Source organism: Xaviernesmea rhizosphaerae (assembly GCF_001938945.1).
In the GTDB taxonomy this organism is placed as follows: Bacteria; Pseudomonadota; Alphaproteobacteria; order Rhizobiales; family Rhizobiaceae; genus Xaviernesmea; species Xaviernesmea rhizosphaerae.
Window position 1 is genome coordinate 238,152 of record NZ_MKIO01000040.1, and the last position, 15,656, is coordinate 253,807.

Here is a 15,656-nt window from a genome sequence, read left to right on the forward strand (position 1 = left end):
TCAGCCTAACACGTCCGCAAACAGACTGTTAGGGCCGGCGCCCGTGATTCGTACCCTGATAATGTCACCGATTTCCACGCCCTTTGCATCAACATTCACCGACTGAAGCCAGGGAGAGCGGCCGATGAGCTGGCCGGGCATGCGGCCCGGCTTTTCCAGCAGAAGGTCGATGGTGCGGCCGATACAGCCTCTCGCGAAATCCTGCTGCTGGCTGAAAAGCAGCGCCTGCAGCCGCTCCAGCCGCTCGGCTTTCACCGCCTCGTCCACCTGGTCGGCAAGATCGGCGCCAGGCGTGCCCGGCCGGGTGGAATATTTGAAGGAGAAGGCCTGGGCATAGCCGACCGCCTCGACCAGATCGAGCGTGGCCTGAAAATCCTCCTCCGTCTCACCGGGGAAGCCGACGATGAAATCGCCTGAGAGCGCCAGATCCGGCCGTGCCGCGCGGATGCGCTGAACCAGCGCCACGTAATCCGCCGCCTTGTGGCGCCGGTTCATGGCTTTGAGAATGCGGTCGGAGCCGGACTGGATCGGCAGATGCAGATAGGGCATCAGCGCCGGCAGATCGCGATGGGCCGCGATCAGCGTATCGTCCATGTCACGCGGATGGCTCGTGGTGTAGCGCAGACGGGCAATGCCGGGAATTTCGGCGAGCCGGCGCAGGAGATCGCCAAGCCCGAGCTCCTTGCCGGCATCGTCCACGCCATGCCAGGCATTGACGTTCTGGCCAAGAAGCGTCAGCTCGCGCACGCCGGATGCGGCCAGCCGCTCGGCCTCGCCGACCACGCGCGACAGCGGGCGCGAGACCTCGGAACCGCGGGTATAGGGCACCACGCAGAAGGTGCAGAACTTGTCGCAGCCTTCCTGCACGGTGAGAAAGGCGGTGACGCCGCGCGCGCGCGTGGCCGCAGGCTTGGGCGCCGGCAGATGCTCGAACTTGTCTTCGAGCGCATAATCAGTTTCGAGCACGCGCTCGCCCTGCTTAACCCGGGCCAGCGCCTCCGGCAGGCGATGGTAGGTCTGCGGGCCGATCACCAGATCGACGGAGGGCGCGCGGCGCAGGATCTCGCCGCCCTCGGCCTGGGCGACGCAGCCGGCCACGCCGATGGTCATCACCTTGCCCTCTGCCGCCTTCTTCTTCTTCAGCTCACGCAGACGCCCAAGCGCGGAATAGACCTTCTCGGCCGCCTTCTCGCGGATGTGGCAGGTGTTGAGCAGCACGAGATCGGCCTCGGCCTCGCTGTCGCAGGGCTCATAGCCATCGCGGGCCAGCGCATCCTGCATGCGCTCGCTGTCATAGACGTTCATCTGGCAGCCATAGGTCTTCAGAAAGACCTTGCGCGGCGCAGGCGTTTCAGGGGCCGGCGCATGGTCCGGGTCCAGGGTCGGCTGGGGGGCCGGCGGAGCGGCCAGAATGTCGGAGATCTCGGTCATGGCGCGGCTCATAGCGCAAAAATGCCCGGAAATGAAGGCGGCGCGGAGAAAGGCCGTGCGTGGCAAGGCCGCGGCGGCGCCATGGGTGTCAGCGTCCGCGCAGGCGCGCCGTCAGCATGGCGCGGATGGCACCTTCCACCATGCGGCTCGTGGTCTTGCGGTTGCTCTTCGCATCATAGGGCAGCGCCGGAGCCAGATCGACCTCGACATCGATCGCCCCTTCCCTCAGCACGCCGAGAAGATGCGGCACGAGTTCTACATCGCCTGGCCAGGCGGCGATCGGCCGGTGATAGCGGCCCATGGGCATGCCGTGGACGCGGGTATAGGCGATCGAGACCGGCTGGATATGGACGATGCCGGTGGGCGAGGCCGGAAGCGCGGAGGTGGCGGCCCCGAACAGCGCGCTCTTGATCTCCAGGAGCCGATTTCCGTCGGAGGTCGTGCCTTCCGGAAACAGGACGACGATCTCGCCGGCCGCCATGCGCCGGCCGATCTCGTTCGCCTGCTCGCCGGCCCGGCGCTTTTCCTCGCGTGCCACGAAGATCGTGCTCTGCAGCCGCGCCAGCACGCCGAAGACCGGCCAGTCGCGCACCTCCGCCTTGGCGACGAACACCACGTCGGCAATCGCGCCCAGAACCAGAATGTCCTTCCAGCTGACATGGTTGGAAACCAGCATCAGCGGCCGCTCGGTCTCGACCCGCCCATGGACATGCACCTTCAGCCCCAGAAGCCGGCAGGCGATGCGGTGCCAGAGACGCGGCAGTCGCCGGCGCGCGGGCCAGTCACACCAGAGAAAGATCAGCTGGGCCGGCAGGAGAAGCGCGGTGACCAGCACCAGAGTCAGGAGCACGAGCGCGATGCGCAGCCGGTTGACCATGCCGCCCCCTCAAAGATCCAGCCGCATGACGAGTGCGCCGGTGCGCGTGCCGTCGGCGCCCTTGTAATAGGCCTTGCGGGTGGCGACCGTCTGAAAGCCCAGCCGGCGATAGAGGCCGATGGCGGGCTGGTTGGTCTCGTCCACCTCGAGGAACAGGCTCTCGGCCCCGCGCCGACGGGCCTCGCCCAAGGCCGCGCGCATCAGCCGCCAGCCGATCCCCAGCCGGCCGTAGCGCGCATCCACGGCGATGGTGAGGATCTCCCCCTCCCCGCCGGCGGCGCGCGTCAGCACGAAGCCACCAAGCGCGGGGCGGCCGAGAAGCGCATTGGTCTGGCGCGCGACAAAGCCGAAGACGGTAGCCTGCCCGGTCAAGGCGTGAATCTCGTCCTCACCCCAGGGATGGGGGAAGCGGCCGGCATGGCAGAGCGCGACCTCGGGCAGATCGGCCGAGCGCAGCGCGACGATCTCGAAGTCGGGCTTTCGCAGCCATTGGTCGATCAGCGTCATGCCCCACCCTCTTGCTGGGCAGACGGCTGCCGGGCGATGGCGAAGCCCTCCTGCGGCTTGGCATCCGGCCCGCGCAGATAAAGCGGGCGGGCGGGCGCCGCAGCGGGATCGGCAAGCGCGCCGAGCCGCGCCAGGGCCTCGATCTCGACACTGTCCTGCACCGTCTGGCCGCTCACCACATCGGGCGCGCCGGCGAGCAGGGCCGCGCCGGAACCGACGACGGATCCTTGATAGCCGGCAAAATAATCGCGTGCCTGGGCAAGCGGCCATAGCGCCGGACGGCTGGCGGGCGCACCATCGGCCCCGAAGGTCTGGCAGAACAGATCCTCGCGCCGACCGTCGATGGCGACCAGCACATCGCCGGCCTCCTGCTGTTTCTGCGCCGTCCAGGCCAGTGTCGAAAGGGTGGAGATGCCGACCACGGGGCGCTCCAGCGCCAAAGCAAAACCGCGCGCGGCCGCCACGCCGACGCGGATGCCGGTGAAGGAGCCGGGGCCGACCGCCACGGCGATGCGATCGACAGCGGAAAGATCGAGGGCGGCGCTGTCGAGCGCCGCATCGATGAAAGCGAGAAGGCGCTCGGCGTGCCCCTTGCCGATGCGCTCGCCTGCAACGGCCAGCATCCGGCCGGCATCGGCGTCAAAAAGCGCGGCGCGGCAATCCGCGCCCGCCGTATCCAGTGCAAGAACGATCATGATCGTCTATTGCCCCGCCGGAGCCGGTTTTGGCAACCGCTGTTTCCGGTCTTTTGCCGAAGCGAGGATGGGGGCGCGGAAGGAAATCCGCGCCGGGCTTTATCGGCCCGTTTCAGACGGCCTCGACCGAGCGCACTTCCGGGATGAAATGATGCAGCAGGTTCTGCACGCCGTGCTTCAGGGTCGCGGTGGAGGACGGGCAGCCGGAGCAGGCGCCCTTCATGTTGAGAAACACCGTGCCGTCGCGGAACCCCTTGAAGGTGATGTCGCCGCCATCCTGGGCCACGGCCGGACGCACACGGGTTTCTAGCAGCTCCTTGATCGTGGCGACGATGGTCTCGTCGCCGCTGTCGAAGAACTCGCCTTCGGCATCCGTCGCCTCGGCGCGCGGGCCGGCCATGACCGGCTGGCCGGACATGAAATGCTCCATGATCGAGCCGAGAATGGCGGGCTTGAGATGCTGCCAGTCCTGCCCGTCCTTGGTCACGGTGATGAAGTCATAGCCGAAATAGACGCCGGTGATGCCGGGCACGCGGAACAGCCGCGCGGCCAGCGGCGAGCCGGCATTGGCCTCATCCTCGTCGCGAAACTCGGCCGTGCCGGTTTCCATGACGACGCGCCCGGGCAGGAACTTCAGCGTGGCGGGATTGGGGGTGGATTCGGTCTGGATGAACATCGCTCGATCGCGCTCCGGTCGCGGACAGGCGAAGAATGCCATGTCCTGCGGGGTTTAGAAAATTTCTAAACTGGATATACGCCTCTCGCCGCGCAGCTTCAAGATGGGGATTGCAGTCAAGTTTTCCGGCGCAGTTGAAGACACGACCCCGCCGGCCCCACAAGCAGCGCTGCACTCACGTCAGCGCGTCGATTTCCGCATCCGTCAGCGCATCGGGGATGACGGTGACGGGGATCGGGAAGGCGGCGGCCTTGCCGGCGATGGAGGAGACCAGCGGGCCCGGGCCATCCTTGGCGGAGCCGGCAGCCAGAACGAGAATGGCGATGTCGCGGTCCTCGTCGATCAGCTTGTTGATCTGCTCGGTGGCGAGCCCCTCGCGAATCGCCATTTCCGGCTCGATGCCGATGGTCTCGCGCACGGTCTGGGCGATCCTCGCCAGAGTCGCCTCGGCCTCTGCGCGCGCTTCCGCCCGCATGATGCCTTCGACCCCCAGCCATTGCTGGAAATCGCCATCGGGAATGACATAGAGAAGAACCAGCGCGCCGCTTGAATGCTTGGCGCGCCGTCCGGCATAGTGAACCGCCCGGCTGCATTCGGGCGTATCGTCGATAACCGCCAGGAATTTCCGGCGATGGCCTTCCGCGCGGGAGAGTCTTGTCGAAACCATGGCTGGACTGTGGCAAAGCCGGCGGCGCCCCGCAAGGGCGGATTTTCGCCGCCCCCTGATTTCACGGGGTCAAGCCAAGGGCTCCGCGCCGAGGATCAGCAGTCGGGGATCAGCGCAAGAAGCCGACGACCTCACGCACCATGGCCATGGTTTCTGCGGCCCGGGCGCGGGCACGCTCGCCGCCATCCTTGAGGATGGCGTCGATATGGCTGGTGTCGTCCATCAGACGGCGCATCTCGGCCGTGATCGGCGCAAGCACTGTTACGGCCAGATCGACCAGAGCCGGCTTGAACACCGAGAACTGCTGGCCGCCGAATTCGGCGAGCACATCGGCCTTGGTCCGGTCGGAGAGCGCGGCGAAGATGCCGACGAGATTGTCAGCTTCCGGCCGGCCGGCAAGACCGTCGATCTCGCTCGGCAAGCCATCCGGATCGGTCTTGGCCTTGCGGATCTTCTTGGAGATCGTCTCGGCATCGTCCATCAGATTGACGCGGGAGAGGTCCGACGGGTCGGACTTCGACATCTTCTTCGTGCCGTCGCGCAGCGACATGACGCGCGGCGCCGGACCGTCGATCAGCGGCTCGACCATGGGAAAGAGCGCATGCACCGGCTCATCACCGACGGTGATGTCGATGCCGTAGCCCGAGGCGCGGATCTTCTCGGCAAAGTCGAGATTGAACTTCATGGCGATGTCGCGCGCCAGTTCCAGATGCTGCTTCTGGTCGTCGCCGACGGGCACGTGCGTGCCGCGATAGACGAGAATGTCGGCGGCCATCAGGCTCGGATAGGCATAGAGCCCCAGCGAGGCCTGCTCGCGGTCCTTGCCGGCCTTGTCCTTGAACTGCGTCATGCGGTTCATCCAGCCGATGCGCGCCACGCAATTGAAGATCCAGGCCAGCTCGGCATGTTCCGGCACGGTCGATTGGTTGAAGACGATGTGCTTCTTGGCGTCGATGCCCGAGGCAATGAAGGCGGCGGCGATCGAGCGGGTCTGGCCGATCAGGTCGCCCTGCACCAGCTGGGCGGTGATCGCATGCATGTCGACCACGCAATACATGCAGTCATTGTTGTCCTGCAGCGCCACGAACTTGCGGATCGCGCCGAGATAATTGCCGAGATGGAGATTGCCGGTCGGCTGGACGCCGGAGAAGACGCGCGGCGGAAACTGGGACATGGTGAGGACCTCGGTCGGCTCGCGAAGGGCCGCGACGAAAAGGGTCGCTGCACCGCTCGCATCGTGTTTGTCATGCCATCGTCGCGCCTGCCCCGGACCGGCCATCGGGCACGGCAATTCCGGCACGCGGCAACGTGCGCCTGCTTGCCGGCGCTTATGCATGACGGCCCCGGGGCGATCAAGAGGCAGGCGGCGTTTCGGCGTAGCGAGGTTCAATCAGATCCCAACGGTTGCCATAGAGATCGACAAAGACGGCGACGGTTCCGTAAGCCTCATGGCGCGGCGGCTCCTCGAAACGAACGCCGCGCGCCAGAAATTCTGCGTGGTCGCGCGCAAAATCATCCGTTTCCAGGAAAAAGCTGACGCGCCCTCCAGTCTGTCGCCCGATCGTCTCTTCCTGAGACGCGCCATCCGCGCGGGCCAGCAAGAGACCGCTTTCGGCGCCTGTAGGTGCAATGACAACCCAGCGCTTGCCATCATCCAGCATCACGTCCGAACGGCACTCGAATCCCAGTGCATCGCAATAGAAAGATTTGGCGCGATCATAATCATCGACAACCAGCGTCACCAGCGAGATCCGGCTGACCATCTGCTGCGCCCTCCTATGACTTTTCTACTGCCCCCTTGCGCTTCACATTGCGCCGGATGATGCCGAGATCGGCGCCGCCGATCAGGAAGGCGAGCGAGAAATAGACCAGCATCGACAAGCCGATCAGCGCGCAGAGTGCGCCGAGCTGGTGAAGGAGCTTGGAGCCCGGCTGCAGCCAGGGCTGCAGCGCATCCGAGGCATAGGCTAGCACGACGCACATGACGCCGGTGGCGATGCAGAGCCGGATGGCGCGCGAGAACAGCGCCTTGTCCCAGTCCCAATGGCCGCGCCGAACCAGGGTGACGAACAGCATGATGGTCGTCAGCCAGCCGGAGGTGGCCTCGGCCGTGGCGATGCCGCGTTCGGCGAGAATCGGGAAGAGCGAGACGGCCAGCGCGCAATTGACCATCACCGAGATCCCGGTGATGCGCATTGGCGTGCGCGTGTCCTCGCGGGCGAAAAAGCCGGGGGTCAGCGCCTTGATCATCACGAAGGCCGGCAGGCCAAGGCCGTAGATCGCCAGCACCGAGGCGACCGTCTGCGTGGTTTCGGGCGAGAAGGCGCCGCGCTCGTAGAGCACGCGCACGATCTGGTCGGAGATGACCCAGAGCGCGCCAGCGGCCGGCAGCGTCAGGAACAGCACGAATTCGAGCGAGCGGTTCTGAAGATTGCCGGCCTCCTTCAGATGCCCGCCGCGCAGGGCGCGCGACAGCTCCGGCAGGAGCACGACACCCACCGCGATGCCGACGACGCCGAGCGGCAGCTGGTAGACGCGGTCGGAATATTGCAGCACCGCGATGGCGCCCTCCTTGGTGGAGGCGATCATCTGGCCGATGATCTGGTTGATCTGGGTGATGCCGCCGGTCACGGCCGCCGGCAGGGCCAGCACCAGCAGGCGCTTCACATTGGGCGTCATGCGCGGCCGCTTGAAGGAAAGCCGCATGCCGGCATGGCGCACGCCGGCATAGAGCACGGCCATCTGCAGAAGGCCCGCCACCAGAACGCCCCAGGCCAGGCACCAGGCAGTCGTCAGCGGGTCCGCCCCCGTCCACAGGCCATAGCCCAGCGCGCCGATCAGCGCGACATTGAGGAAAACAGGCGCGATCGCCGCGGCGAAATAATGCTGCAGCGAATTGAGCATGCCCGAGAGCATGGCGGTGAGCGACATGCACATGAGATAGGGAAACATCACCACGGCCAGCTTGACCGTCACGTCGAACTTCTCGGCATCGCCGACGAAGCCGGGGGCGATCACCCAGGCGACGATCAGCGGCATGGCCAGTTCCATGACGACGGTGATCAGCAGCAGCACGGTGAAGAGGACGCCGAAGACCTCTTCTGAAAAACGCTTGGCGCCGTCCACCCCATGGGTCTCGATCTCCTTGGCGAAGAGCGGCACGAAGGCGGCGTTGAAGGCGCCCTCGGCAAACAGCCGGCGGAAAAGATTGGGAAAGCGGAAGGCCGCATAGAAGGCATCGGCCATCGGACCGGTGCCGAGCGCGGCCGCCATCATGGTTTCGCGGGTAAAGCCCAGAATGCGGCTGCCCAGCGTGGCGCCGCCGACGGTGGCGAATTTCTTCACAAGGCTCATGTCGAGAGCAGCTCACTGTTGCGCGCGCCGTGGCGGGACCGGCGCAGCCCGGAAAGACGATGGCATCCGCGCGCGCCTCAAAACCACAAGGCCATGCAACGCGCTGCGGACGCACCTCATAAAGCATGCGACGCGAACTGTGCAGCGGTTTTGTGGTGACACTCCAGGCAAAACAGGATTTGCGCAAAGCGGGCATCCATCCGGCAGCGCGCTGCGGACCTTCAAGCCTCCCGCCCGAAAGGGAAATCCGGCTCCCGGTTTACAGGCCCGTCACGAACAGGCCCGCAAAAGCGGACACCGGCTCGGCCTCCGTCAGGCCTTCGCCTTGCGCGCGGCCACCCGTGTGGCCGGCTGCGGCGGAGTGATGCCGGAGGGCAGGCGCGCGCGGGCCTCGTCCGTCTCACCCGCCAGAATCGTGCGCAGATGCTGGGCGATATGGGCCTGGCGGTTCTCGTTGGTGACCTTCTGGCCGACGAGATCGGTGACATAGAAGGTGTCGATCACCTTCTCGCCGAAGGTGGTGATGTGGGCCGAGGTGATGTCGAGCGAGAGATCGGCGAGCGTCGCGGTGACTTCCGAGAGCAGGCCGGTGCGGTCGAGGCATTCCACCTCGATCACGGTGAACTTGTTGGAAAGGGTGTTGGACAGAGTGACGGAAGGGGCAAGCGTGAAGGTCTTGTTGCGGCGCCGTCCCTTGGTGCGGCTGGCGATCACCTCCGGCAGGCGCTTGCGGCCCGCCAGAACCTCCTCGATCAGCTTGCCGATATTGGCGGCGCGGCGCAACTCGTCGGCCTCCACGGGGAATTCGCGCGTGACGAGGATCGTATCCAGCGCCCGGCCCTCGGCCGTGGTGAAGATCTGGGCGTCGACGATGTTGGCGCCGGCGGCCGCACAGGCGCCGGCGATGATCGCCAGCAGGCGCGGATGGTCTGGCGCCAGCACGGTGATCTCGGTGATCGCATGGAATTCATGGGTGCGCACCATGGTCGCCAGCGCCCGCCCGTCGATGTCTGCCTCGCGGATGAAGCGGGCGTGGCGCAGCTGGTCCTCCAGCGCCACCGAGAGCAGGTAGGGCTGGTAGTGCATGGCAACATAGGCCGAGCGCGCGGCCGGATCCCAATCCGTCAGCGCCTGTTCCAGGCGGCGCGCGGCATGGGCGGCGCGCTCCTTGCGCGGCGTTTCGGAGAAGCCGCCGGAGAGCAGCAGCTCGGTCTCGTAATAGAGTGTGCGCAGAAGCTGGCCCTTCCAGCCGTTCCACACGCCCGGGCCCACCGCGCGAATGTCGCAGACTGTCAGCACCAGCAGCATCTTCAGCCGCTCGAGCGACTGCACGCGCTCGGCGAAATCGACGATGGTCTTGCGGTCGTTGAGATCGCGCGTCTGCGCCACCATCGACATGGTCAGATGTTCCTCGATCAGCCAGGCGACCAGTTCCGTCTGCTTCGGCGTCAGGCCGAAGCGCGGGCAAAGCCGCCGCGCGACCCGGGCGCCTGCGGCGGAATGATCCTCCGGCCGGCCCTTGGCCACGTCATGGATCAGTACGGCGACGAACAGCGCGGTGCGGTCCTCGACATGGGGCATCAGCTCGACGGCGAGCGGATGGATGTCCTTGTCCTTGCCCTGGTCGATGCGCGCCAGCGTGTCGAGCGCGCGCAGGAGGTGCTCGTCCACCGTATAATGATGGTACATGTTGAACTGCATCATCGAGACGATGCGGCCGAAATCCGGGATGAAGCGGCCCAGCACGCCCGCCTCGTTCATGCGCCTGAGAATCAGGCCGGGATCGCGCTTGGAGGTGAGCATCGACACGAAAAGGCGGTTGGCCTCCTCGTTTTCGCGCAAAGAGGGCGTGATCAGCCCCAGCGAGCGGGTGATCTGCTTCAGCGCGGCGGGATGGAATTCCAGCCCGTTGACATCGGCGATGTGGAAGAAGCGGATCAGATTGACCGGATCGCGGCGGAAGACGTCCGGGCTGGCGAGCGCGATGCGGCCGCCATCGTCGACGAATTCGAGCGAGCCGGGGATCTTGCGGGTGCGCCGCCGGAAGCGCGCCAGCGTGGCGGCAAAGCCCGGCAGTTCCTTGGCCTGCTGGTCTTCCAGCGCGGCGCAGAAGATGCGCGTGAGATCGCCGACATTCTTGGCCACGTGGAAATAGTGCTTCATGAAGCGCTCGACCGCGGTCAGGCCCGGATGGGCCTGATAGCCGAAGCTTTCGGCGATCTGCGGCTGGATGTCGAAGGCCAGCCGCTCCTCCGCCTTGCCGGTCAGGAAGTGCATGTGGCAGCGCACCGCCCAGAGAAAATCGTCCGACTTCAGGAAGAGATTGTATTCCTGTCGCGAGAGAACCCCGAGCTTGATCAGATCGGCGGCGTCACGCACGCGGTAGTAATATTTGGCGATCCAGAAGAGCGTGTGCAGGTCGCGCAGGCCTCCCTTGCCCTCCTTGACGTTGGGCTCCACCAAATAGCGCGTGTCGCCGGCCTTCTGATGGCGCTGGTCGCGCTCGGCCAGCTTGGCGGCGATGAAGTCGGGGCCGGTGTTGCGGATGACCTCATGGTCGAAACGCTGTTCCAGATCGGCGGCGAGCGGCCGGTTGCCGCAGATGCAGCGCGCCTCCAGAATGGCGGTCCGGATGGTCATGTCCTCGCGAGACAGCGTGATGCACTGCTCGATGGTGCGGGTGGCATGACCGACCTTGAAGCCGAGATCCCAAAGCGCGTAGAGAATGAATTCGATCGCCGGCTCGCTCCAGGCGGCCTTCTGCGCCGGCAGCAGGAAGAGCAGATCGATATCCGAGCCCGGCGCCAGCGTGCCGCGGCCATAGCCGCCGACGGCCGCCACGGCGATGCGCTGCGCCGCCGGTGTTGCCAGACCGTTGAACACATGGGCGAGCGCGAAATCATGAAGGACGGTGATCAGCTCGTCCTGCAGCCGCGAGATGCGGGCTGCACAGGCAAGCCCGCTGCCATCCTCCATCAGCATGCGGCGGGCGACCTCGCGCCCCTTGAGATTGGCCTCCTTCAACAGCGCCATCAGCGCCTGGCGGCGCTGGTCCGGCTGATCGGCATGGACGGAGGCGATGAACTCGACCCTGGATTTCAGCGCGGCAAGATCGATCAGCCCTTCCGGCAGGGTCGCCTCCCGGTCCGTCGCCATCTGCTCGATGCGTTCGGGCGCCATGGCCTGCCGCGGCTTTGACATGCTGATCCAACCTTTCGCCCGTCCATGGCGTCGCTTGAGCGGCGCCCTCTCCGATCGATCGCGGGCCGCATCGATCCCGGCTTCTCAGGGCTTATAACGCCCAATGCCTTGCCAACAGATTTCAAGTCCCGTCAGCCTCTGCCCCATCGGCGAAGCTGGTGACCAAATCATGACCCGAAGCCACGGGGCCGGCCGATGATATGGGGACGATATGTTCGCGCTGCGCCTCGCGGTCAAGCGCGCGCGGCAGCGCTCCTGCGCATCTTCGCACGATATTGCGACGGGGAGAGCCCCGTGACACGGCGAAATTCGCGATTGAAGTTCGATTTGGTGGAAAAGCCTGCCTCCAGCATCAGAGCGGTCAGGGGCCGGTCCTCCGTCTCGATCAGGCGGCAGACCTCGGCCACGCGGCGGTTGTTGACGAATTGCGAGAGATTATAGCCGGTCGCGCGGTTGATGACGGCCGACACCGTGCGCGCCGGCAGGCCGGCCTTGCGCGCCAGCCGGGCGAGTGTCAGGGCCTCGTCGCGGAACGTGGCATCGAGCGCGGCATTGATCTGGCGCAGCAACGCGGCATCCTCTGCCGCCTCTGCCGGTGTGGCGACAGTAGCAGGCGTCGCGTCGGGCGCCAGACCAGCGTCGGAACGGGCGGAGGGCGCGACGGCGACCGGCGCCAGATAGGACAGCAGCGCCAGCACGATCGCCCCGATATTCATCAGCCCCACAGCCATCGGCACGACCGCGCGTCCGGCAAACAGCGTGTAGATCGACAGCATGGCATCGGTCAGCGCGAAATAGAGCATCAGCACGGCGGTCAGCCGCGCCGTGCGCAGGATTGGCAGCATGCGCGAGATTTCCGCCTCGGCCGCAGCCGCCTCGCCACCGCGCGCCACCCGCCAGAGCGCCAGCCCGTAGGTGACGAACGTGGCGAAGAGCACAATATCGACGGCAGGGGGAAAGAGCAGGACGCCGAGCCCGGCCAGCACCGGTGGCAGCGCATGCAGCCAGAGCCTTTGCGGCGGGCGGTCCGCCAGCATCAGGAAGGCGAGCGCGGCGAGCGGCGGCATGGCCGCCGCCGTCACCGGCTGCACCGGCGCCAGCGCCTCCACGCCATAGCCGAAGCGCAGGCCGACGATGAGCCCCTGCAGAGCATAGAAGATGAGAAAGGCGGTGAAGACCCAGCGCGGTCCGGGCGCCGAGACGCCCTTGAGATTGGCATGCAGCGTCAGCGCGATGACGAGGCCGGCGAGGAATGGCAGGGGAATGGAGAGCACGCGCACGACCTCGATCATGTTCCGGCACGGCCTTTACCATGATCGCGGTCGAAAGGAAGGGGACGAAACGGCAGAGGGTCCCTGTCTGTCATATCATTTCAAGGACTGTCGCTGCCAGCGTTGCCGGGTCCGCAAATCCGGCTACTGCCCGTCAGCTGTCAGCCCATCTGACGCTTCAGCGCATAGAGCGCGTCGAGCGCTTCGCGCGGGGTCATGTCGTCGGGGTTCAGCGCCTTCAGCGCCGTCTCGACCTTGGAGGGCTCGGCGCGCCGGCTCTCCTCGCGGCGCAGCGCCACCTGGAACAGCGGCAGGTCGTCGATCAGCTGGCTGGCCGGGTTCTTGCGATCGGCATCCTCGAGCTTGTTCAGCACATCGCGCGCCCTGGTGACGACCGAGGGCGGCAGGCCGGCGAGCTTGGCGACCTGAATGCCATAGGACCGGTCGGCCGCACCAGGACCCACCTCGTGCAGGAAGATCACCTCGCCGTCCCACTCCTTCACCCGCATGGTGACGTTGGACAGGCGGGCGAGCTTTTCCGAGAGCACCGTCAGCTCATGGAAATGGGTGGCGAACAGGCCGCGGCAGCGGTTGACCTCGTGCAGATGCTCCACCGCCGCCCAGGCGATCGACAGCCCGTCGAAGGTCGCGGTGCCCCGGCCGATTTCGTCCAGAATCACGAGCGACCGCTCGGTCGCCTGGTTGAGAATGGCGGCGGTCTCGACCATCTCGACCATGAAGGTGGAGCGCCCGCGCGCCAGATCGTCCGAGGCGCCGACGCGGGAGAAGAGCCGGTCGACCACGCCGATATGCGCCTGCCCCGCCGGCACGAAGGAACCCATCTGCGCGAGAATGGCGATCAGCGCGTTCTGGCGCAGGAAGGTCGACTTGCCGCCCATGTTCGGGCCGGTCAGAAGCCAGATTGCGCCATGGCCCTCGCCATCGCCGCCGGCCTTTGGCTTTGCGGAGAGATCGCAATCATTGGCGACGAAGGCCGGGCCGCTGCCGCGCCGGAGCACCTGCTCGACCACGGGATGGCGGCCACCGACGATGTTGAACTGCAGCGACCGGTCGACCACGGGCCGGCAATAGGCCTGTTCCTCGGCCAGGACGGCGAGGGCCGAGGACACGTCGATGACGGCAAGCGCGGCCGCCGCCGCCTTGATCGCTTCGCCTTCCGCCAGCACGTCGGCCGACAGCGCATCAAAAGCGGCAAGCTCGATGGCAAGCGCCCGGTCGGCGGCATTGGCGATCTTGGTTTCCAGATCCGACAGCGCCGTTGTGGTGAAGCGCATGGCATTGGCCATGGTCTGGCGGTGGATGAAGCGGGCCTTGGCCTCCGGCCCCTCGGTGAGCGGTCCCGCCTGGGGTGCCGCCACCTCGATGAAATAGCCGAGCATGTTGTTGTGCTTGATCTTCAGCGATTTGACGCCGGTCTCCTCGCAATAGTCGAGCTGCAGCCCGGCGATCACCCGGCGCGACTGGTCGCGCAGCGCGCGGACCTCGTCCAGTTCGCCATCCGCCCCCTCGCGCAGGAAATTGCCGTCGCGCTTCAACAACGGCAGGTCGTCGGCCAGCATGGCGGCGAGGCGGGTGCCGAGCGCTTCGGGCAAGGCATCAAGCACTGCGCGGGCCGCATGAAGCTCCTGCGGCAGATCGGCCCCGGCAAGCGCCGCACCGACGGCCCTTGCCGCCGAGAGACCGGCGAGGATGGCGCCGAGATCGCGCGGGCCGCCTCGGCCGAGCGCCAGACGCGACAGCGCGCGCGGCATGTCCGGCACCTGGCGCAGCGCCGCGCGCAGATCGGTGACCAGACGCGGCGCATCGATGAGCGTCGAGACGGAGTCCAGCCGGGCGCGGATCGCCTCGGGATCGGTCAGGGGCGACATCAGCCGTTCGGCCAGCAGCCGGGCGCCGCCGCCCGTCACCGTGCGGTCGATCGCCTTGAGCAGGGAGCCTGCGCGCTCGCCGGAAAGCGTGCGGGCGATTTCGAGATTGGCGCGGGTCGCCGGATCGATGAACAGCGTGGCTGCGCCGGCTTCCCGCTCGGGCACGGAGAGCGCCGGGCGCTCGGCCAGCTGGGTCTTTTCGACATAGGCGACAGCGGCAGCGGCGGCGGCCAGCTCGGCGCGGGAATAGGTGCCGAAGCCATCCATGGTGGCGACGGAGAAATAGCGCGCCAGCCGCTCGGCCGCCGTCGCGCTGTCGAACAGCACGGCCGGCTGCGGCACCGCCACCCGACCGAGCGGATCGATCGACGGGCGCAGCTCGGCATCCTCGAACAGGCTGTCGGCGAGGATCAGCTCGCGCGGATCGATGCGCAGGATATCGGCCAGGAGCCGGGTCTGCGTGGTTTCCGCCACGCGGAAGACGCCGGTGGAAATATCAATCCAGGCGAGCGCGAAAGCCGGCTCATCACCGGCGCGGATGCGGGCCAGCGCCATCAGGTAATTGGCGTCACCTGGCGAGAGCAGCTTGTCCTCGGTGATGGTGCCGGGGGTGACGAGCCGGACCACATCGCGCTTGACCACCGATTTCGCGCCGCGCTTCTTCGCCTCGGCCGGATCCTCGATCTGCTCGCAGACGGCGACGCGGTAGCCGAGCGCGATCAGCTTCTGCAGATAATCGTCGGCCGCATGGATCGGCACGCCGCACATGGGAATGTCCTGGCCCAGATGCTGGCCGCGCCGGGTCAGCGTGATCCCGAGCGCGCGCGACGCCTCCAGCGCGTCCTGGAAGAACAGCTCGTAAAAGTCGCCCATCCGGTAGAACAAAAGCGAGCCGGGATTGGCCGCCTTGATCTCGATATACTGCTCCATCATCGGCGTGGCCGAGGCACGGCTGTCATCGGAGATGAGCCGGGCATCGGAGAGAACGTCGGACTGCGGATTGAGCTGCATATTCAAGGAAAAGCTGTTCCAAGGTAAAAAACTGGTGGCACAGTACCCATCGCTGTTTATAGAAGACAACCGGAAAG

12 protein-coding genes are annotated in these 15,656 nt (G+C 66.4%); all 12 read right to left on the bottom strand.

The window, feature by feature from the left end; all coding sequences use genetic code 11:
• The gene (miaB, locus tag BJF92_RS20545) at window positions 1-1,431 is read right to left on the bottom strand and encodes a tRNA (N6-isopentenyl adenosine(37)-C2)-methylthiotransferase MiaB (RefSeq protein WP_075636705.1); all 1,431 of its coding nucleotides are present in this window, start codon (window positions 1,429-1,431) and stop codon (window positions 1-3) included.
• 88 nt (window positions 1,432-1,519) lie between these two features.
• Window positions 1,520-2,308, bottom strand: coding sequence for a lyso-ornithine lipid O-acyltransferase (gene olsA / locus BJF92_RS20550; protein WP_075636606.1), 789 nt, complete (start codon window positions 2,306-2,308; stop codon window positions 1,520-1,522).
• A 9-nt stretch (window positions 2,309-2,317) separates the two neighbouring features.
• Window positions 2,318-2,815, bottom strand: a complete 498-nt coding sequence (locus tag BJF92_RS20555) for a GNAT family N-acetyltransferase (RefSeq protein ID WP_143524126.1) — start codon at window positions 2,813-2,815, stop codon at window positions 2,318-2,320.
• Window positions 2,812-3,510, bottom strand: coding sequence for a tRNA (adenosine(37)-N6)-threonylcarbamoyltransferase complex dimerization subunit type 1 TsaB (gene tsaB, locus BJF92_RS20560; RefSeq protein ID WP_075636607.1), 699 nt, complete (start codon window positions 3,508-3,510; stop codon window positions 2,812-2,814). The genes BJF92_RS20555 and tsaB overlap by 4 nt, the downstream gene beginning before the upstream one ends.
• 112 nt (window positions 3,511-3,622) lie before the next feature.
• Window positions 3,623-4,186 (bottom strand): NifU family protein, encoded by a 564-nt coding sequence (locus BJF92_RS20565; RefSeq protein ID WP_075636707.1) that lies wholly within the window; start codon window positions 4,184-4,186, stop codon window positions 3,623-3,625.
• Window positions 4,187-4,361: 175 nt separating this feature from the next.
• On the bottom strand, window positions 4,362-4,853 hold the full coding sequence (locus BJF92_RS20570; RefSeq protein ID WP_075636608.1) for a universal stress protein: 492 nt from the start codon (window positions 4,851-4,853) through the stop codon (window positions 4,362-4,364).
• A 109-nt stretch (window positions 4,854-4,962) separates the two neighbouring features.
• Window positions 4,963-6,027 carry a tryptophan--tRNA ligase gene (gene trpS, locus BJF92_RS20575; RefSeq protein WP_075636708.1) on the bottom strand — a complete coding sequence of 355 codons (1,065 nt, stop codon included), beginning with the start codon at window positions 6,025-6,027 and terminating at the stop codon, window positions 4,963-4,965.
• A 178-nt stretch (window positions 6,028-6,205) separates the two neighbouring features.
• Window positions 6,206-6,616 (bottom strand): VOC family protein, encoded by a 411-nt coding sequence (locus BJF92_RS20580; RefSeq protein WP_075636609.1) that lies wholly within the window; start codon window positions 6,614-6,616, stop codon window positions 6,206-6,208.
• Between the two features lie 13 nt (window positions 6,617-6,629).
• A complete protein-coding gene (gene murJ / locus BJF92_RS20585; protein ID WP_075636610.1) occupies window positions 6,630-8,207 on the bottom strand; it encodes a murein biosynthesis integral membrane protein MurJ in 1,578 nt (525 codons plus the stop codon).
• 312 nt (window positions 8,208-8,519) lie between these two features.
• Window positions 8,520-11,363, bottom strand: a complete 2,844-nt coding sequence (locus BJF92_RS20590; protein ID WP_078058301.1) for a [protein-PII] uridylyltransferase — start codon at window positions 11,361-11,363, stop codon at window positions 8,520-8,522.
• A gap of 278 nt (window positions 11,364-11,641) precedes the next feature.
• Window positions 11,642-12,700 carry a helix-turn-helix domain-containing protein gene (locus tag BJF92_RS20595; RefSeq protein ID WP_075636611.1) on the bottom strand — a complete coding sequence of 353 codons (1,059 nt, stop codon included), beginning with the start codon at window positions 12,698-12,700 and terminating at the stop codon, window positions 11,642-11,644.
• Window positions 12,701-12,840: 140 nt separating this feature from the next.
• Window positions 12,841-15,579 (bottom strand): DNA mismatch repair protein MutS, encoded by a 2,739-nt coding sequence (mutS, locus tag BJF92_RS20600; protein WP_075636612.1) that lies wholly within the window; start codon window positions 15,577-15,579, stop codon window positions 12,841-12,843.
• Between the last annotated feature and the right edge of the window lie 77 nt (window positions 15,580-15,656).